The sequence below is a fragment of the Bradyrhizobium sp. CCBAU 53338 genome, assembly GCF_015291665.1.
Taxonomy (GTDB): domain Bacteria; phylum Pseudomonadota; class Alphaproteobacteria; order Rhizobiales; family Xanthobacteraceae; genus Bradyrhizobium.
Genome location: NZ_CP030048.1, coordinates 5,976,418 through 5,995,369 on the forward strand (window position 1 = coordinate 5,976,418; position 18,952 = coordinate 5,995,369).

An 18,952-nucleotide genomic window follows, 5' to 3' on the forward strand; every position below is an offset into this window, starting at 1 on the left:
GAGGAACTAGTCGACCGTCGTTACCATGCGTACACGCAATGAAAGTGCCGATGCAGCACGGCAAAATGCATGGCTGAACGGTTGCGACTGATGTAGATTTCATCCTCATGGCGGTCGTGGAGATGCGAAATGCCGATCAAGCCGCTGCCTCCGATTACCTGCTACGGAGACTTGGAACGCGGTCGCCAGATCGTATGTTCATGGAAGCTCGGTCATCTGTCACGTGCAGATGTCGAGATCGTCGCGCGGGCAATCGCTCAGGGCATCGCCGAGGGACGCCGGCACGGCGTGGAATTTGCGCAAGTTCGGCCAGACGCCAATCATGAAGTGATCTCAGAACGGGAAGCGAAGGCGTAGAGAGCTCGCCAACACGATCCGCCTTCGGACAATTCAACCGCCTTGACCTTTAAATGGAGATTGGCATGTTTGATCCGGAGCAGTTTGTCGCCGACTGCCGTGCAGCGGTCGCAGCGGACCCAACCCACAAGGCTGTTCGTGAGATCCTTGCACGCGCGGTGTCCGAACCGGCGGCCGTCCTTAACGGGCTCGGTGAGCCGAAGCGGCCCGAGAGCCGCACACTATTCCATTCAGTCTCACTGACAATCCTCAACGTGATATGGGCGCCAGGCATGATGGTAATGCCCCACGATCACCGCATGTGGGCCGTGATTGGCGTTTACTCGGGACGAGAAGACAATATCTTCTGGCGGCGCATTCCGAGCACGCCGAACAAGGTCGAGGCGGCCGGCGCGAAGGCGTTGTCCGAAAAAGAGGCCATCGCATTCGGCTTCGACATCATTCACTCGGTCATCAACCCGATCGGTCGGCTGACTGGCGCCATCCACATCTACGGCGGAGATTTCCTGACCGTCGAGCGCAGCGAATGGGACGCGATGACGCTCGACGAGCACCGCCTGGACCGTGAGCAGAGGCGACGCTTGTTTGAGCAAGCGAACGAACGATACGAAGCGAGCCAGCAACATACGGCCGGCTAGCATTCACCCCGAAGCCACGCCGCACAGGACTTATCACCCGCGGACGCCAGTTTCGCCGCGCCGCTCCTGCGCGTAACGTACCAGCGCGACGAAACGATAGATGCCATGCACAAACTTGCCGTAGGGCATGGTGATGAAAAGCGCAAAGACCGCGCCGAGATGCAGCGCCAGCAGCGGCCCCATCGCGGCGGTCTCGCGCAGGAGCAAAACCAGCATACCCGTCGCCCCGGTCAAGAACAGCATCGCGATGAAGCCGACATCCATGCCGTAGCTGTTGTCGTCGAGCAGCTCGGGCGCACGGCGCGATTTGGCGACGAACAGTCCGATGGGACCAACGACAAGGCCGACGCCACCGAGCGTACCGAGCACGACAGGCAGATCCCACCACGGATACGGCGCCTCGCGACCGAGCAGATAGTGATACAGCGTGGCAACCGAGGTCGCGGCGAAGCACAGCAGGAAGCCGTAGAACGTCAGATGGTGGAACAGCTTGCGCCGGTCGGTCGGCTTGTCGCCCTCATTGTAGCAGCCGACACCGCCGCCATGGAGATAGCGCAGCTCGCCCGCGTCGCGGATCGCCTGGAAGATCGAGCCGCCGTCGGCGCGGCCGCCGATCGGCGTGCCGATGTCGCGCCAGAACGCGCGCACACTCATGACCAGCGCGAGGATTGCGTAGAGGAAAGCGGCACTGAATAAAGCGGCCATCGCATTGTGCGGCATCAGCTTGTAGAACGCACCCGGACCGGTGTGTACGCCGAACAGCACGCTGTGATCATTCAGCGCCGCAAAACCGAGAATGAACGCGGCCATGCTCAGCACAGCGACGATGCTGATGAGGAGGCCGTTGCGCGCAAACGCCCCGGAGAGCGCCTGCGGCCAGGCATAGGCGGCATAGGACTCCGCACGCGCGACCGCGAGTGTCCTGGGGACGTTGACGTTGAACTCGTGCGGCGGCGAGAACTGGCAGTCGACATAGCAGGCGCCGCAGGAATGGCAGAGATTGGCGAGATAGTTGAGATCGCCGTCGGAAAAAGCGCGGCGCATCTCCATCGCGGGGAAGACCACGCAAAGACCCTCGCAATAGCGGCAGGAATTGCAGACCGTCATCAGACGGTCGGTTTCGTCCAGGATCCTAGTTCCGTGCATGTTTCGCCGCTTCCCGTCCTGCGATCCGCCCGAACACGCTGCCGATGGTCATGCCCATGCCGGCGGCATAGCCCTTGCCGAGCACGTTGCCTGCCATGATCTCGCCGGCCGCGAACATGTTGGCCGACGGCCTGCCGTCCGCCATCAGCATCCGCGCGTCCTTGTTCACGCGCGTGCCCAGGTAAGTGAAGGTGATGCCCGGCCGCACCGGATAGGCGAGGTAAGGCGGCGTCTCGATTTTGCGCGCCCAATGAGTCTTGGGCGGTGTGATGCCCTCGGTTACGCAATCGTCCAGGATCGTGTGGTCGAACGTCCCGGGCCGCACCGCAGCGTTGAACTCGGTGATGGTCTTTTCCAGCGCGGCCGGATCGAGCTCGAGCTTGCCGGCGAGCTCGGCGATGGTCTGCCCCGCGATCGGCGGAAACAATGTCGGCATGAAGCTGGTGACGACGGTCGAATCGAAGATGATGTAGGCGATCTGGTCGGGCTGCGCCGCGACCAGCCGGCCCCAGATCGCGTAGCGCTTCGGCCAGAGATCCTCGCCCTCGTCGTAGAAGCGCTGGGCGTGCTTGTTGACGACGATGCCGAACACGACGGAGTCGTGCCGCGTGATGATGCCGCCGTCGAATTTGGGCGCGCGGGCGTCGATCGCAACCGCATGGCACTGGGTGGGATCGCCGACCTCCTGCACGCCCTTGTCGAGCAGCATCTTCAGGATCGCGCCGCGATTATAGGGCGTGCCGCGGATCAGGAAATTGTCGGCGGCCTCGCCCCAATATTGCTTCAGCCATTCGATGTTGGCCTCGAACCCGCCGGCGGCGGCCACCAGCGAGGTCGCATGGACCTCGGTCTCGCCCTTGATCGGCCGCTTCAGGCGCGCAGCGAGGAACATCCCGTCCTCGATCACGAGGTCGGTGACCTCGGCGTCGTATTCGACATCGACGCCGAGCTGCTCGGCGGTCAGATACAACGCGTTGAGCATGGCGCGACCGCCGCCGAGAAAAAAGGAGTTGGTGCGACCGAGGCTCAGCGTGCCGCCAAGCGAAGGCTGCCAGCGCACACCCTGCTCCACGATCCAGTTCAGGATGTCCTTGGACTCCCGGATCATGTGGCGGGCGAGCACTTCGTCGGTCTTCCCGCCGGTCACGCGCAGCAGATCTTCCCAGAACTCCTCCTCGGTATAAGGACCAGTCAGGATCTCGGTCGCGGCGTCATGGGCGCAGCGCATGTTGCGGGTGTGGCGGGTGTTGCCGCCCCGATAGAATTTCGGCGCGCCCTCGAGCACCAGCACCGAGGCGCCACCGCGCCGGGCGGAAATCGCCGCGCACAGCGCCGCGTTGCCGCCGCCGATCACCAGCACGTCGTATTTGCTGCCCATGCGCGTCTGCCCGATGCGACGAAGTTGGAGACATTCTGCCCGCCGGAGGGCTTGGTCAACCCTGGCGACTCTTGCGTACGTTTGTATACAAAGATATACAGATACGACGCAAGCGGCATCTCTGCATGGGCAGGATGCGCCCTGAGGGACCATGGCCAGACGTCCGGCAAAGGCAGGCGGATCGATCGCACGCGGCAGTGGCGTCGCGCTCGGTGAAGCCGTATTCCGCTCGCTCTGCGAGGCGCTCCAGGCCGGCAGCTACCGCGCCGGCGACCGCCTGCGCGAGGAAGAGGTCGCGCAACGGCTGAAGGTCAGCCGCACGCCGGTGCGTGAGGCGCTTGGCCGGCTTGCGGCGCGCGGCTTCGTCGAGCCCGCTGGCGGCCGCGGGCTGATCGTGCGCAACCTCGACATTTCAGAGGTGCTCGAGCTCTACGCGATGCGCGAGATCATGGAGGGCGCTGCGGCACGCCTTGCCGCCGAGCACGCCTCCGCGCCTGAGGTCGACGCGCTTCGGGACATCGAACAGGCTTTTGTGGAAACATCCCGGACCGACGCTGCCGACATGGCGCGGCTGAACCGCGCCTTCCACGAGGCGATCTGCCGCGCGGCGCGCAACCGCTATCTCGACAACGCTTCGCGCGAATTGCAGGACTGGATCGCCCTGCTCGGCCCGACGACCTTCACCGTGACGGGCCGCCCCTCGACCAGCCATGGCGAGCACCAGGCCATTGTCGAAGCCATCGCCGCGCGCGATGGCGACAAGGCCGAGCAGCTCGCGCGCGCGCATATCCGCGAGGCGCTGCGCTGCCGGCTCAAGCTATTGCAGAAGCAGTAGGACGTGTACTCATGAACGTCAGCTTCCGCCGGTTAAGCGGAAGTCGCTCCGTTTGGTCGGCATCGCTGCTTTTGACCCTGGCTGCGTGAAAACGACGAGTCAGATAGAGATCGTCTCGGGGTTTCGGAGACGACCGATGCGACGGTTCATTGAAGGCGCGGATCGCGATCAATCGACGTTGTTGCCGGAATGCCTCGATGATTGGGTCGGTGAGAGCAATCCTGTTCGCGTTGTCGATGCGTTTGTCGAAGCACTTAATCTCGATGGGATGGGTTTTGAGGACGTCGAGCCTGCGGCAACCGGCCGGCCCGGTTATCACCCTGCGCCGCTGCTCAAGCTCTACATCTACGGCTATCTCAACCGCATCCAGTCGAGCCGCCGGCTGGAGCGCGAGGCGAGGCGCAATCTTGAGGTGATTTGGCTGCTACAACGGCTTTCGCCCGACGACAAGACGATCGCCGACTTTCGCCGCGACAACGGCCCCGCCATCAAGAAGGTGTGCGCGAAGTTCGTCGAGCTTTGCCGGCAGATGGGCTTGTTGACGAAGGCCAGCGTCGCCATCGACGGCTCGAAGTTCAAGGCGGTCAACACGCGTGACAAGAACTTCACGAAGGGCAAGGTCGAGCGCCGTCGCCAGCAGCTGGAGGAGAGCGTATCGCGCTATCTCGCGCAGCTCGACACCGCAGATCTGCAGGAGCCATCTGAGACTCTCGCCGCGAAGACGGCGCATCTGAAGGAGAAGCTCACCAAGCTCGCGAGCGAGATGCAGAAGCTCGAAGCCTGCGAACAGGCAATGCTGGCATCACCGGACCAACAGATCTCGCTGACCGATCCCGACAGTCGGTCCATGGCCACGAGTGGCCGCGGCTCCGGTGTCGTCGGCTACAATGTGCAGGTTGCCGTCGATACCGAGCACCACCTCATCATCGCGCACGAGGTGACGAATAGCGGCTCGGATCGTGCACAACTCGCCAACATGGGTAAACAGGCCAAGGCCGTGCTCGGCGTCGACAAGCTCGAGGCCGTGGCCGATCGCGGCTACTACACGGGCGAGGAGATCAAAGCCTGCGCCGATGCCGATATCGCTGTGACACTGCCGAAGCCGAACACGACGGGCATGGAGGCGAAGGGCAAGTTCGGCAAGCACGACTTCGCATACCTGGCCAAGCAGGATGGATATCGCTGCCCGGCGGGCCAGTTGCTCGCGTATTGGCTTACAACAGTGGATGGCGAACGCACCATTCGGCGCTACGCCACGAAAGCTTGTGGAAGCTGCCCGCTTAAGGCGCGCTGCACCACAGCAAAGAACCGCGTCATCTCCCGTTGGGAACATGAACACGTCATGGAGGATGCCCAGAGGCGGCTCGACGCCGATCCTCGGGCGATGCGTCGCCGACGCGAGACCGTCGAGCATCCGTTCGGCACACTGAAGATGCGCATGGGCGCGACGCACTTCCTGACGAAGCGCTTGCCGAAGGTCGCCACTGAGATGGCGCTGCACGTGCTCGCCTACAATCTCACGCGCGCAATGAACATCATGGGTGTCGGTGCGCTGATCGCGGCGATGCAGGCATGAGGCAGGAGCGCTGTCGTGCGCGTGCCGCCAACCTTTATCGATCGATCACAGTGACCAAGGCGAAGCCAATGGGCCGGCTTCCGGCACCTTGGCGGAAGATATACCACTTTGGCGCCAGTTGGCCCTCACAGGGGCCGTTCACGGCCGTGTCACCCCGCACTGAAGCGTTTTCACGCGACCAAGACCCGAAGCGGACTGGTCGTTCTTATCCGTTGCCGTCCTTGCGGCTTGCTCCTAGTGGCGGGGTCCCAAGTTCCCGCTAGGAAACGATCATCCGCTGCCCAAGGTGCAAGCCAGCCTCTTCAATTGCATGATGCCCTGCAGACGTAATTGGCGCGGACCTTTGCTCCAACTCAGTCGACGCCAAGGGCTGACCTTTTGCCTCTCATCGTCGTTCGGCCAGTAGCGTTCCCGGCTATCTGACCTTTAGCCAATGTGAACGCGACGCACTCCTGGATGTGCCGGACGAGCACGTCTTTGGCGGTCCGGACGTCGCGCTTGAGGGCGCATTCGAGCAGCGCGCGATGCTCGCGCGCGGTGACCTCGCCGCGAAAGACGACGGCGATAATCAGGTAACGCAGATATTTATCGAAAACGGCCGAATGCGTATCGAGCAGCACCTTCGAGCCGCAAGCCGACAGCAGCGCATGATGGAATTCGAAATCGTAGCGCTTCCAGACGTCGGTACCCGTGCGATTGCCCGCGAGCAGGCGCGCCTCGACCACGGAAAGCTTGTGGTGCGCCGCTACAACTCGCCCTTCCCATTCCATATCGCCGCCTGCAAACGATGCCTCCAGGGCATGGCTCTCCAAAAGCTGGCGCAGGTTCGCAACCTCCTTGAAGTTCTGAACCGAGATCGACGCCACCTCGAAGCCGCGCGCGCCCTCGGCAACAATCAGTCCTTCCGAAGTCAGTCGGTTGAGGAGTTCGCGTAGCGTGCTGACACTGACGCCGTAGGTCTCCTTCAGCGCGTCGAGCCTGAGCCTTTGTGAAGGCGCGAGAGCCCCGGCGATTATGTCGTCCCGGATCCGGCGGTAAGCCCTTTCGCCAGCCGTTTCGGCGAGCGTCCGAGGTTGGTTGCCGTGCATGATCAACCGATGATCTCCAAATCATATGACGATTGTATTTTTGACCATTGAACCACGGATCGCAAGAGGGATAGTTGGCTCACAGAAAGTACAAGAACGCCCTGGGAGGAATATCAATGAGAGCGTCCTATTCGCGCCGTCGCGTTCTGGCTGCCGGCGCCTCCATGCTCGCCGCGGCGACAATCGTCCCCACAACCGTCCGTGCCGCCACAAAGCTGCGCTTCAGTGCCGCCTTCACCGAAACTGACCTGCGAGCCCAGGCCTACAAGGAATTCGCTGCGGCGATCAAAGACCAGTTCGAGTTCGAGCCGTATTGGGGCAACACCCTGTTCAAGCAGGGCGCCGAATTGGTCGCGCTCCAGCGGGACAATCTGGATCTGTGTAACCTCGCGCCTGCCGACATCTCCAAGCAGATCCCGGCCTGGTCGTTGCTCACTTCGGCGTTCCTTTTCCGCGATGCCGACCACATGGCGAAAACGTTCAAGAGCGACATCGGGAAAACCTTCATCAAGATGGCCAAGGATCAGCTCGGCATCCAGGTCATCACGCCGGTCTATTTCGGCTCGCGCAGTGTCAATTTGAAGCCGACGAAGGAAATCAAGACGCCCGCCGACATGGCCGGCATCAAGCTGCGGATGCCGCCAGGGGAGTTCTGGCAGTTCCTCGGCGAGTCGCTCGGCGCCAACCCGACGCCGGTCGCCTATGCCGAGCTCTACACGGCACTTCAGACGGGCACCGTCGATGGGCAGGACAATCCGGTCGTCGCCTCGAAGCTCATGAAGTTCGACGAGGTGACGACGCAATTCGTCCTGACAAAGCATGTCATCGCCTACGACGTGATGGTCATCCGCTCCAAGATCTGGGATGCGCTGAGTCCGGCGCAGCAAGCCGAATTCCAGGCGGCCGCGGATAAGATGTCGGCGGAGAACATCAAGCGTTTCGACTCTCAGGAGGCCGAGACGCTCGAATACTTCAAGAAGGAGGGCAAGAAGGTCTACGCGCCGGACGTGGCCGCCTTTCGGACTTATGCCCAGAAGAAGTACATCGACAAGTACGGCAAGGATTGGCCGACCGGCGCGCTCGAAGCCATCAACGCAATCGCGTAAGGCAAGCCCCTTACACGGACGACCGACGCCTCTTACAGCCGGTCGTCCGCCGTAGCGGCTTGCTTGCTCCGGATACGCACCGCCGAAAGAGCGCCAATGCATCCCCGTCTCATCGCCGTCGCGGACTGGCTCAGGCATCGCGCAGAGAACGTTGCCGTGGCGTTGCTGGCGGTGATGTTTGGCACGTTTATCCTGCAGATCGTCTTCCGCTACGTCCTCAATGATCCACTCGGGTGGTCGGAGGAACTCATCATCACCACCTGGCTGTGGACGGTCTTGTGGGGAGCGGCATTCACGGTCAAGGAGACGGAGGAGATCCGCTTCGACATCATCTACTCGCAAATTTCAGAGCGCATGCGACGGGTCTTCACGGTCATCACCGGCCTTGCGCTGGTTTTGATGTACGCCATCTCGCTGCCGGCGGCCTACAGCTACGTCAGCTTCATGAAGGTCGAGCATTCGGCCTATCTGCGCGTGCCGCTCAACTGGATGTATTCGGTCTTCATCATCTTTGCGGTCGCATGTATCGTGCGCTACCTCTGGCTGATGTGGCGCGCCTTCCGCGGCGATGCGTCGCCCACGACCAACCCCGCGGAGCTCGGGGACTGAGAATGATTATCTCCCCCTTCGCCCTCTGCATCATCGGCATCGTGCTGCTCGGCGCCCTCGGCCTGCCGATCGGTCACGCGATGATCGTCTCGTCGGTCTTCTATCTGCTGCTCAAGGGTCTTGACCTCGGCACGGCCGCCGAGCAGATCCTCAACGGCCTGTTCAACAGCTACGTCCTTCTTGCGATCCCGCTGTTCATCCTCGCTGCCGACCTGATGAACATCGGTAGCCTGACCGACCGGCTGCTGCGGTTCTGTCTGGTGCTGGTCGGCCGCTTCCGCGGCGGCCTCGGCCACGTCAATGTCGTCTCCAACATGATCTTCGCGGGCATGTCCGGTTCGGCGATCGCCGACGCGGTCGGCATCGGCCGGATCATCATCGGCATGATGACCAAAGAGAACCGCTACCCGGTGGCTTATGCGGCGGCGATCACCGCCTCCGCCGCCATCATCGGCCCCATTATTCCGCCCTCGATCCCGATGGTGGTTTATGCCCTCGTTTCCGACACCTCCATTGGTTACCTGTTCCTCGGCGGCTTCGTGCCGGGCGTCATGCTCGGCATCGCCTTCATGGTGATGAACTCGATCATCGCGCGTCGGCGCAAGTACCCGGTTGAGCCGGCGATCCCGCTGAAAGAGGTGCCACGGATCACATTGCGGGCTTTCCCGGCGCTGATGCTGCCGGTGATCCTGCTGTTCGGCATCTATGGCGGTGTGATGACGCCGACGGAAGGTGCAGCGGCGGCCGCCTTCTATGCGCTATTCGCCTCGACCGTGCTTTACCGCGCCGTGAGCTGGAGGCAGCTCTACGAAACCATCCTGACCAGCAGCAAGGCCACGGCCTCGATCGGCATGCTGATCGCAGGAGCGATGATCTTCAATTACGTGGTCACGATCGAGAATGTTCCAGCCTCTCTGGCGCGCCTCATGCAGGGCCATGCCATGAGCGCACCGGTATTCATGCTGGCTGTGAACGTCTTGTTGCTGGTCCTCGGCTGCCTGCTCGAGGGCACGACGATACTCTTGATCATCGTGCCCATTTTCATCCCGACGGCAAAAGCCCTGGGTATCGATCTGGTGCATTTCGGCGTGGTGGTCGTAGTCAACATCATGATCGGCCTCTTGACGCCGCCCTATGGGCTGTTGCTGTTCGTGCTGGCCAACATGACCAAGCAGCCGCTCGCGCGCATCGTGCGGGAAGCGGCGCCGTTCATCATCATGTCTCTGATCGTGCTCGTCATCATCGCGACCATCCCCGATGCCGTGCTTTGGTTGCCGCGGCTGTTTGGCTATAAGGGCTGAAAATTATGCAGAATGCGATCTACGTTCTCAACGGGCCGAACCTGAACCGGCTCGGCAAACGCGAGCCGGAGATTTATGGACGCACCACGCTCGCCGAAATCGAGGCGATGTGCCGCAAGGAAGCCGGCGATCGTCCCTTAGCGTTCCACCAGACCAACGCCGAGAGCCAGATGATCGAATGGATTCACGAGGCGACCGATGATGGCGGCGTTGGAGTCATCGTCAATCCGGCCGGCTGGTCCTTCACCTCGATCGCCCTGATGGACGCGCTGAAGATGTTTTCCGGCCCGATCATCGAATTGCATATCTCCAACATTCATCGGCGCGAGAGCCTCTATCACAATTCGCTGGTATCGAAGGTCGCGACCTCCGTGATCGCCGGCCTTGGAGCCAACGGATATCGCATCGCAGTCGCAGCGATGAAGGAGATACTGGGCTAACCGGCCGTCCGGAGCGGCAGATTTGCAGGGCTTGTTTTCAGGAGGAATCGCGATGCCGCTCAAAGGCAGGGCTTTCATGGCGATCTGGCACGATATCGAGGCCAGCGGCGAGGCGGAATACAGCGACTGGCATACGCGCCAGCATATGCCCGAGCGGCTCGGCGTCCCGGGCTTTCTCGCCGGTCGGCGTGGCGTCGACTGGAATTTGGTCCACCAGCGCTGGTTCACGCTTTACGAGACGCGTACGCTCGAAGTGCTGAGCTCCGACGACTACCGGGCACGCCTCAACAACCCGACGCATTGGAGCAACCGCGTCCAACCCAACTTTCGCAACTTCGCGCGTTCGGCCTGCATTCTATCTGCCAGCGTGGGACGCGGGATGGGGGGCGCAATGGCCACGATCAGGCTTGCTATGGGTAAGGAAGCTCTGGCCGGTTTCGAGGCGATTGCCGACCGTCTGGCGCATCGCATCGCTCTTCTCGACGGCGTCTGCGGCGCCCATCTCGGCGTGGCCGCACCGCAGACGACACTGATCAGGACACGGGAAAGCGAACTCCGTGCCTCGACCGGCGAGGACGTCTTCGACGCGGTCGTTCTGGTCGACGGCGTCGGCCGTCGTGAGCTGACCCGGGTGGTTCCCGACGTGCAAGAGCTGCTGCATACAGCATTGACCGTCACCTCGCATGAGGATGGCATATACGATCTCGCTTATCTCCTGACAGCGGAGGACGTGGAGTGACGATCGTCGCTGGCGCGACCGGGGTGCCCGGTATCGTCGGCGATACGAGCATGCAGGCGCGCGCTCCTGAGGTCTGGGCTGCGCAGGCGCATCGCGAACAACCGTGGGACGTCGAGACTGACCTTGTTGTGGTAGGAGCGGGTGCCGCGGGCATGACCGCGGCTCTCGTCGGCGCGCTCGAAGGGCTCGAGGTTGTCCTCTGTGAAAAAACGGACAAGGTGGGTGGCACCACCGCCTTTTCGGCAGGCAGCGTCTGGATTCCCGGCAGCAGCCAAAGCTGGAGCGTGGGCAGGCCGGACACCGTCGAAGCCGCGAGAACTTATCTTGGTGCGCTGCTCGGCAACCATGCTAGCGACGCGCGTTTGGATGCATATCTCCGGATGGGACCTCTGGTGCTGGACGATCTTGAAGCACGATCAAGCGTTCGATTCACCGCGCCCCCTGTTCACCCTGACTACAAGGCGCTTCCGGGGGCCGCCATCGGTGGAAGGGCTCTCGCCGCTGTCCCCTTCGACGGCCGCAAGCTCGGCGCCGACTTCGACCGGTTGAGGCCGCCGCGTCGCGAATTCACGGTGCTAGGCGGTATGATGATCGGAAAAGCCGACATCGATCCGCTCCTGCACCCGTTTCGGTCATGGAAGAATTTGATACACGCTTTCGGTATGCTGGCGCGACACGGGCTCGACCGCATTCGCTTCCAGCGCGGAACCCGCCTCGTCATGGGCAACGCGCTTGCCGCCCGGCTGTTCTACGATGTGCGCCGAGCAGGCGTCGATGTGCGATTTGAAGCTGTCCTCCGGCAACTGGTGGTCGAAGATGGGCGGGTGATTGGCCTGATCGTCAACGTTCCTGGTCGCACGCTCTGTATACGTGCCCGCAAGGGTGTCGTACTGGCGACCGGCGGCATCGGATGGAGTGCTGAACTTCGCGAACGACTGCTTCCGCTTTCGGCACGGCGCTTCTCGCTGGCGCCCGAATGCAATTGCGGAGATGGACTTTGCGCCGCCGAAGCTGTTGGTGGCGAGATCGTCTCCGATCTGGAGAGCCCTGCGCTGTGGATGCCGAGTTCGGTCATGCGGCAGCCCGACGGATATCTCTCCGTCTTCCCCCACATCATCCTCGACCGCGCGAAGCCGGGGCTTCTTGCTGTCGACGGCTCCGGCCGTCGTTTCGTCAACGAGGCCGACTCCTACCACGACTTCGTTGCAGCCATGCTTCGAGCAAGTGGCAAGGCCTCCCGGGTGCCCTCTTTTCTCGTTTGCGATCGACGCTTCATCGCCGAATACGGGCTCGGTCTCATCCACCCCGGCACACGTAACCTCAAACGATTTTGCGACGCCGGCTACTTGATCGTAGCTGATTCAATCGAGGAGTTGGCGCGAAAGATCGGCAGCGAGCCGGGCGAGCTTCACGCCACGATCGAGCGCTACAATGGTTACGCGGAGACCGGCGTCGACGAAGAGTTCGGCCGAGGCGCAAGCGAACTCAATCGCTTCAACGGCGACCCGGCGAACAAGCCGAACCCGTGCATGCGTAGCATCGGACGGGGCCCCTACTATGCCCTCGCAGTCTGGCCATCCGATCTCGCAAGCAGCGCCGGATTACGAACCGATGAACGCGGACGTGTGCTTCGGAGTGACGGCGAGGTGTTGAGCGGGCTCTATGCGGCAGGCAACGACGCCGTTTCAATTTTTCGCGGGACCTATCCGGGACCTGGTACAATGCTGGGCCCGGCAATCGTTTTTGGCTGGTGTGCGGCAATGGATGCGGCCGGAGCGTTAACGGCCTACCGAGCCTAAGGTCCGCGGCTGCTGGCCAAGAAGCATAGCTTGTCAGCTTGCCGCCCATAGCCGACCTTGGCACGCTGCCCGCCGACCGTCAGCATTGCCCCGGAGCGGATCTCCGCCCAAACACGAGCGACGGCGATATCGGTTCGCGTGAACATGCTGCCTCCTGTTGCGGAAACCCGGTGGGATCGATCAGCTTGGCGATTGCCGGAAATATGGCCACGCGCCGCACGCCGATCTCTCGCTTTGTCTCACGGGCCGTCAGGCAAGCACGTCCGCCACGACCGCCTTGACGACGTCCCTCACATCCGTCGGCCTCATCCGCACCTGCAAACCGCGCTGGCCGCCATTGAGATAGACCATTTCATGGCTGAGGGCGCTCTGCTCGATCACGATGGCGACCTGCTTGCGCTGCCCGAACGGGCTGATGCCGCCGACCTTGTAGCCGGTGACGCGCTCGGCCTCCGGCGGCTTCATCATCTGCGCCGACTTCCCGCTCACCGCCGCGGCGAGCTTCTTCATCGAGATTTCCTGGTCGGACGGGACGATCACGCAGACCGGCTTGCCGTCGACCAGCGTCATCAGGGTCTTCAACACGCGCGCAGGGTCCTCGCCAAGCGCGGCGGCCGCCTGCAGGCCGATGCTCTCGGCGTCGGGATCGTAGTCGTAAGCATGGACTGTGAAGGCGACACCGGCGACTGTCAGCGCGCGGGTGGCCGGGGTGACTTTGGACATTGGTCACCTTTACCACCGTCGTTACGGGCGGCGAAGCCGGACGCTGTTGGTGATCATGCAATCATACAGGTGTTTTGCCCGACGCCGCAAGCAATTTTCGGCAAGACCGAAAATTGCTCAAGCCGTTCAACCCCCGTTCTACTGTGCATGGGGTTGTTTTGCGCGGATTGCTACTCCGCCGCGTCCCGCATCTCCGCCCGTTCGGCCCGCGCGGCGCAGAACTTGAATTCCGGAATCTTGCCGAACGGATCGAGCGCCGGGTTGGTCAACAGGTTCGCGGCCGCTTCGGCGTAGCAGAACGGCATGAACACCATGTTCTCCGGCACGTCGCGGTCGGAGCGCACCTTGACCTCGACGGCGCCGCGGCGGGTCTCGAGCCGGATGAAATCGCCCGGCACCAGCTTCTTCTTGCGCATGTCCTTTGGCGACATGAACGCGACCGCCTCCGGCTCGATCTGGTCGAGCACCTGCGCGCGGCGGGTCATCGACCCGGTGTGCCAGTGTTCGAGCACGCGGCCGGTGGACAAGACCATCGGATATTCGGCGTCGGGCAGCTCGTCCGGCGGAATGACCTTGGCCGGCACGATCTTGCCGCGGCCGCTCGCGGTCGGAAAGCCCGTGGTGAAGATGATCTCGTTGCCCGGCAGTAGCGGATCGTCGGCCGGATACGTGACGGCGCCTTCGCGCACCAGCCGCTCCCAGCTGATGTTCTTCAGCGACGGCATCAGCTCGGCCATCTCGGTGTAGACGTCGCCCGGGCCGGCATAGTTCCATGGCAGGCCCATGCGCTTGCCGATCTCCTGGATGATCCAGAGATCCTGCCGCGCATCGCCCGGCGGCTTGATCACCTGGCGCGCGAGCTGCACGCGGCGATCGGTGTTGGTGAAGGAGCCGTCCTTCTCGGCAAAAGCCGAGGCCGGCAGGATGACGTCGGCGTGGAACGCGGTCTCGGTGACGAAGAGATCCTGCACCACAAGATGATCGAGCATCGCGAGCGCCTGGCGCGCGTGCTGCAAATCAGGATCGGACATCGCAGGATTTTCACCCTCGATATACATGCCCGTGATCTCGCCGGCGTGGATCGCGTTCATGATCTCGACCACGGTCAAGCCACGCACGGGATCGAGATCCTGCTGCCAGAGCTTTTCGAAACTGCCGCGCAGATCATCGCGGCCGACCGGCTGGTAGTCCGGCAGGAACATCGGGATCAGGCCGGCATCCGACGCTCCCTGCACGTTGTTCTGGCCGCGCAGCGGATGCAGGCCGGTGCCGGGACGGCCGACCTGGCCGGTGATCAGCGCCAGCGCAATCAGGCAGCGCGCATTGTCGGTGCCGTGGACGTGCTGGCTGATGCCCATGCCCCAGAAGATGATCGACGATTTCGCCCGCGCATAGGTGCGCGCGACCTCGCGCAGCGTCTGCGCCGGGATGCCGCAGATCGCCTCCATCTTCTCGGGCGTGAATTCCTTGATCTTCTCCTCGAGGTCTTCGAACCCCTCGGTGTAGCCGGCAATGTACTGGTCGTCGGTCAGGCCTTCGGTGATGATCGTATTGATCATCGCGTTCAGCATGGCGACGTCGGAGCCGGGCTTGAACTGGAGATGCTCGGTCGCATGACGCGACAGCATCTGCCGGCGCGGGTCCATCACGAACAGCTTGGCGCCGTTCTGCTTGACCGCGTTCTTGATGAAGGTCGCGGCGACCGGGTGGTTCACGGTCGGGTTGGCGCCGATCACCCAGATCACTTCGGCATCCATCGCGGCGGAGAACGGCGCCGACACCGCTCCCGAGCTCAGGCCCTCGAACAGCGCCGCCACCGACGAGGCGTGGCACAGGCGGGTGCAGTGGTCGACATTGTTCGAGCCGAAGCCGGTGCGCACCAGCTTCTGGAACAGATAGGCCTCTTCGTTCGAACCCTTGGCCGAGCCGAAGCCGGCCAGCGCCTTCACGCTCTTCTCGTCGCGGATCTTGACGAGCCCCCTGGCGGCGATGTCGAGCGCTTCGTCCCAGCTCGCCTCGCGGAAATGGGTGAAGGGATTGGCGGGATCGACCTGATCGTTGGCATCCTTCTTCGCATTCGGCAGCCGCACCAGCGGCTTCGTCAGGCGATGCGGGTGGTGGATGTAGTCGAAGCCGAAGCGGCCCTTCACGCAGAGACGATTGTGATTGGCCGGACCATCGCGGCCCTCGGCATAGATCACCTTCTCGTCCTTGACCTCGTAGGTCACCTGGCAACCGACGCCGCAGAACGGGCAGAGCGAATCCACCTTCTTGTCCGCGTAGGTCACGCGGGTCTGCTTGTCGTCGAGCATCACGGCCGGCATCAGCGCGCCGGTCGGGCAGGCCTGCACGCATTCGCCGCAGGCGACGCAGGTGGATTCGCCCATGGGATCGTCGAAGTCGAACACGATCTTGGCGCCGTGGTTGCGGTAGGCCATGCCGATGACGTCGTTGACCTGGACCTCGCGGCAGGCGCGCACGCAGAGGCCACACTGGATGCAGGCGTCGAGATTGACGCGCATCGCCGGATGGCTGGCATCGGTTGCCCAGCGCTCGGCGGCGGGGAACCGGCTCTCGGTGACCCCGGTCGTCTCGGCCCAGTGCCAGAATTTCGAATCCGGATCGTGGCTGGTCTCGCGCGCCGGCTGGTCGGCGACCAGCAGTTCCATCACCATCTTCTGCGCCGACACCGCGCGCGCACTCTCGGTCTTGACCTTCATGCCGACAGACGGCGTGCGCTTGCAGGACGCTGCCAGCACGCGCTCGCCCTCGATCTCGACCATGCAGGCGCGGCAATTGCCGTCGGGGCGATAGTCGGGCGCCGGCGAATAGCACAGATGCGGGATCTCGCGACCCTGACGTTTTGCGACCTGGTAGATCGTCTCGCCGGGCTTGGCCTCGACCTGCTTGCCGTCGAGCTCGAACGTAATCTTCGTCATTCGGCCGCTTCCTTGAACTCGTCAGGGAAATATTTGATCACGGAGGACAGCGGATTCGATGCCGCCTGTCCGAGCCCGCAGATCGAGGCATCGCGCATCGCCTGGCTCAATTCTTCCAGCAGAGCGCGGTTCCAGACCGGCTTCTGCATCAGCTGCGCAGCCTTCTGGGTTCCGACCCGGCACGGCGTGCACTGACCGCAGCTCTCGTCCTCGAAGAACTTCATCAGGTTGAGTGCCGCCGCGCGCACGCTGTCTTTCTGCGACAGGATCACGATCGCGGCCGATCCGATGAAACAGCCGTATTTCTCCAGCGTGCCGAAATCGAGTGGGATGTCGTCCATCGATGCCGGCAGGATGCCCCCGGACGCGCCGCCCGGCAGATAAGCGTAGAACTGATGACCGTCGGCCATGCCGCCGCAGTATTCGTCGATCAACTCGCGCACGGTGATGCCAGCGGGCGCGAGCTTCATGCCGGGATTTTTCACGCGGCCGGAGACCGAGAAGCTGCGCAGGCCATGGCGCTCATGGCGGCCGTTGCCCTTCCACCAGTCGGCGCCCTTCTCGACGATGTCGCGCACCCACCACAGCGTCTCGATGTTGTTGATCAGCGTCGGCAGGCCGAACAGGCCGACCTGGAACGGATAAGGCGGCTTGTGCCGGGGCAGGCCACGCTTGCCCTCGATGCTTTCGAGCAGCGAGGACTCTTCGCCGCAAATATAGGCGCCGGCGCCGCGACGCATGTGCAGCGTCGGGCCGTCCGCCGGGAGCTTCGTAATCTCGCGCTCGAGAATCTCGCGCGAGGCCGGATATTCGTCGCGCAGATAGATGTAGACGTCGGAGGCCTGCACCACATGCGCGCCGATCAGCATGCCCTCGATGAAGCGGTGCGGATCGGTTTCGAGATAATAGCGGTCCTTGAACGTGCCGGGCTCGCCTTCGTCGCCGTTGATCGCCATCAGGCGCGGGCCGGGTTCACCGAGCACGGCACGCCATTTGCGTCCCGTCGGGAAGCCGGCGCCGCCGAGGCCGCGCAACGAGGCGTCATCGAGCCCCTTCAGCAGATCGTCGGTCGACAAATCGCCGGAACGTAGGCGAGCCAGCAGCTTGTAGCCACCGCCCGCGACGTAGGCGTCATAATCGACATATTTCGGCAGATGCGCGTGAGTGTCGCCGGCCTTTGCGGCCGCCAACACATTGGCAACGGTCGCGTGGTCGACGAAGTTGTGGCCGACTTCCGCGGCAGGCGCGGTGTCGCAACGGCCGACGCAGGGCGCGCGCACGACGCGGATGCCGGGACCCGAAGCGCTCTGCAGATCCTCGAGCAGTTTCTCGCCGCCGAGCATCGCGCAGGTCAGCGAATCGCAGACGCGGATCGTCAGCGGCGCGATGTCGGGCTCGCCTTCCTTCACCACGTCGAAATGCGCGTAGAAGGTTGCGGTCTCGAACACTTCGGCGAAGGCGAGCTTCATCTCGTCGGCGAGCGCCGCCAAATGGGCCGCCGAGATCTGGTGATATTCGTCCTGGATCAGGTGCAGATATTCGATCAGGAGATCGCGCCGCCTCGGGCGATCGCCGAGCAACTGCTCGATCTCATGCAAGGCGGTCGGATCGACCTGACGCCCTTTCGGCGTGGCCTTGGCGCGCCGGCGTCCTTCGCCCGGATGCTCGAATTCCCTGACCTTGTGAACGTCGTCGTTGCTGCTCATGGAAACGTCGCGTTCTCCTCAAAAGCGCGATGAACTCAGGTGGAACCACCATCGCGATCCGCCCTCATTTCCAGCCTCGACCACCCGGGAATCGCGTTTCGCGAGTCCGACGGATCGAGCCTCATCGAACAGACCTTAATCTCTGGTATGCCAGAGGCAAGAGAGAAATTTAGAACGACTCTATAATGCGTTAGGGGGCAGGCAGTCGCCCTGCCATACCCCCTCATGCAAGCGCAACGCGGAACCCGCTTCAGGTCTTGTCCATGCAATCCTGGATGTAGAACCAGCGATCGTCGCCGATAAGCCCCTTGGCCTTCACCTCAGCGCGGCACGCCTTCAGCTTCGGCTTGTTGGCGGCCCACTTCGCCTTCATGTCTTTCAGCTTCTGCATGGTCAGCTTGATCTTGCCCTGCGGCTTGGCGTCGGTCGTAGCAGCAGGTGCGGGCGTCGCGGGCGCCGCCGTCGCGGTTTGGGCAGACGCGGCGTGCAGGCTTGCTGCCAGCATCATGGCGGCAAGGCAGATACGGGTGCGAAGCATAGGAATCCCCCTAGGTCCCATTTCGATTTGGAAG

The 18,952-nt window shown here is 62.9% G+C and carries 17 protein-coding genes; 10 read left to right on the forward strand and 7 right to left on the reverse strand.

Going from position 1 to position 18,952, the window contains the following annotated elements:
- Window positions 1-129 precede the first annotated feature (129 nt).
- Window positions 130-357: a hypothetical protein gene (locus XH90_RS27965; RefSeq protein WP_194477508.1), complete on the forward strand. Its 228-nt coding sequence runs from the start codon at window positions 130-132 to the stop codon at window positions 355-357.
- Between the two features lie 65 nt (window positions 358-422).
- Window positions 423-995, forward strand: a complete 573-nt coding sequence (locus tag XH90_RS27970) for a hypothetical protein (RefSeq protein WP_194477509.1) — start codon at window positions 423-425, stop codon at window positions 993-995.
- A 33-nt stretch (window positions 996-1,028) separates the two neighbouring features.
- Here XH90_RS27970 and tcuB read toward each other — a convergent pair whose 3' ends face one another.
- The gene (gene tcuB / locus XH90_RS27975; protein ID WP_194477510.1) at window positions 1,029-2,141 is read right to left on the reverse strand and encodes a tricarballylate utilization 4Fe-4S protein TcuB; all 1,113 of its coding nucleotides are present in this window, start codon (window positions 2,139-2,141) and stop codon (window positions 1,029-1,031) included.
- Window positions 2,128-3,519 carry an FAD-dependent tricarballylate dehydrogenase TcuA gene (gene tcuA, locus XH90_RS27980; RefSeq protein ID WP_194477511.1) on the reverse strand — a complete coding sequence of 464 codons (1,392 nt, stop codon included), beginning with the start codon at window positions 3,517-3,519 and terminating at the stop codon, window positions 2,128-2,130. The genes tcuB and tcuA overlap by 14 nt, the downstream gene beginning before the upstream one ends.
- A gap of 151 nt (window positions 3,520-3,670) precedes the next feature.
- On the opposite strand from tcuA, the gene XH90_RS27985 reads away from it, so the two are divergent.
- Together XH90_RS27985 and XH90_RS27990 are read left to right on the forward strand one after the other, a co-directional pair.
- Entirely contained in the window at window positions 3,671-4,354 is a 684-nt protein-coding gene (locus XH90_RS27985; protein WP_194477512.1) for a GntR family transcriptional regulator, read from the forward strand.
- Between the two features lie 136 nt (window positions 4,355-4,490).
- Window positions 4,491-5,930: an IS1182 family transposase gene (locus tag XH90_RS27990; protein ID WP_194482837.1), complete on the forward strand. Its 1,440-nt coding sequence runs from the start codon at window positions 4,491-4,493 to the stop codon at window positions 5,928-5,930.
- Window positions 5,931-6,283: 353 nt separating this feature from the next.
- Here the strand turns inward: XH90_RS27990 and XH90_RS27995 are convergent, their stop codons facing one another.
- Window positions 6,284-7,018, reverse strand: a complete 735-nt coding sequence (locus XH90_RS27995) for a GntR family transcriptional regulator (protein WP_194482838.1) — start codon at window positions 7,016-7,018, stop codon at window positions 6,284-6,286.
- 116 nt (window positions 7,019-7,134) lie between these two features.
- Between XH90_RS27995 and dctP the strand changes: the two genes are divergently transcribed.
- The 6 genes from dctP to XH90_RS28025 all read left to right on the forward strand — a co-directional run bounded on the left by dctP (window position 7,135) and on the right by XH90_RS28025 (window position 13,012).
- Window positions 7,135-8,124 (forward strand): TRAP transporter substrate-binding protein DctP, encoded by a 990-nt coding sequence (gene dctP / locus XH90_RS28000; protein ID WP_194477513.1) that lies wholly within the window; start codon window positions 7,135-7,137, stop codon window positions 8,122-8,124.
- Window positions 8,125-8,220: 96 nt separating this feature from the next.
- Window positions 8,221-8,733, forward strand: a complete 513-nt coding sequence (locus XH90_RS28005) for a TRAP transporter small permease (protein WP_194477514.1) — start codon at window positions 8,221-8,223, stop codon at window positions 8,731-8,733.
- Between the two features lie 2 nt (window positions 8,734-8,735).
- Window positions 8,736-10,034, forward strand: coding sequence for a TRAP transporter large permease (locus XH90_RS28010; protein ID WP_194477515.1), 1,299 nt, complete (start codon window positions 8,736-8,738; stop codon window positions 10,032-10,034).
- A 5-nt stretch (window positions 10,035-10,039) separates the two neighbouring features.
- Window positions 10,040-10,474 (forward strand): type II 3-dehydroquinate dehydratase, encoded by a 435-nt coding sequence (locus XH90_RS28015; RefSeq protein ID WP_194477516.1) that lies wholly within the window; start codon window positions 10,040-10,042, stop codon window positions 10,472-10,474.
- A gap of 52 nt (window positions 10,475-10,526) precedes the next feature.
- Window positions 10,527-11,213, forward strand: a complete 687-nt coding sequence (locus XH90_RS28020; RefSeq protein WP_194477517.1) for a hypothetical protein — start codon at window positions 10,527-10,529, stop codon at window positions 11,211-11,213.
- Complete coding sequence (locus XH90_RS28025) at window positions 11,210-13,012, forward strand: FAD-dependent oxidoreductase (protein ID WP_246755607.1); 1,803 nt, start codon at window positions 11,210-11,212, stop codon at window positions 13,010-13,012. Before XH90_RS28020 ends, XH90_RS28025 begins: the two co-directional genes overlap by 4 nt.
- 249 nt (window positions 13,013-13,261) lie before the next feature.
- On the opposite strand, the gene ybaK is transcribed toward XH90_RS28025, so the two are convergent.
- The 4 genes from ybaK to XH90_RS28045 all read right to left on the reverse strand — a co-directional run bounded on the left by ybaK (window position 13,262) and on the right by XH90_RS28045 (window position 18,918).
- Complete coding sequence (gene ybaK / locus XH90_RS28030; protein ID WP_194477518.1) at window positions 13,262-13,735, reverse strand: Cys-tRNA(Pro) deacylase; 474 nt, start codon at window positions 13,733-13,735, stop codon at window positions 13,262-13,264.
- 170 nt (window positions 13,736-13,905) lie between these two features.
- On the reverse strand, window positions 13,906-16,674 hold the full coding sequence (gene fdhF, locus XH90_RS28035; protein WP_194477519.1) for a formate dehydrogenase subunit alpha: 2,769 nt from the start codon (window positions 16,672-16,674) through the stop codon (window positions 13,906-13,908).
- Window positions 16,671-18,380 carry an NADH-ubiquinone oxidoreductase-F iron-sulfur binding region domain-containing protein gene (locus tag XH90_RS28040; RefSeq protein WP_194477520.1) on the reverse strand — a complete coding sequence of 570 codons (1,710 nt, stop codon included), beginning with the start codon at window positions 18,378-18,380 and terminating at the stop codon, window positions 16,671-16,673. The genes fdhF and XH90_RS28040 overlap by 4 nt, the downstream gene beginning before the upstream one ends.
- Before the next feature lie 250 nt (window positions 18,381-18,630).
- Window positions 18,631-18,918, reverse strand: a complete 288-nt coding sequence (locus tag XH90_RS28045; RefSeq protein ID WP_194477521.1) for a hypothetical protein — start codon at window positions 18,916-18,918, stop codon at window positions 18,631-18,633.
- Window positions 18,919-18,952: the final 34 nt, after the last annotated feature.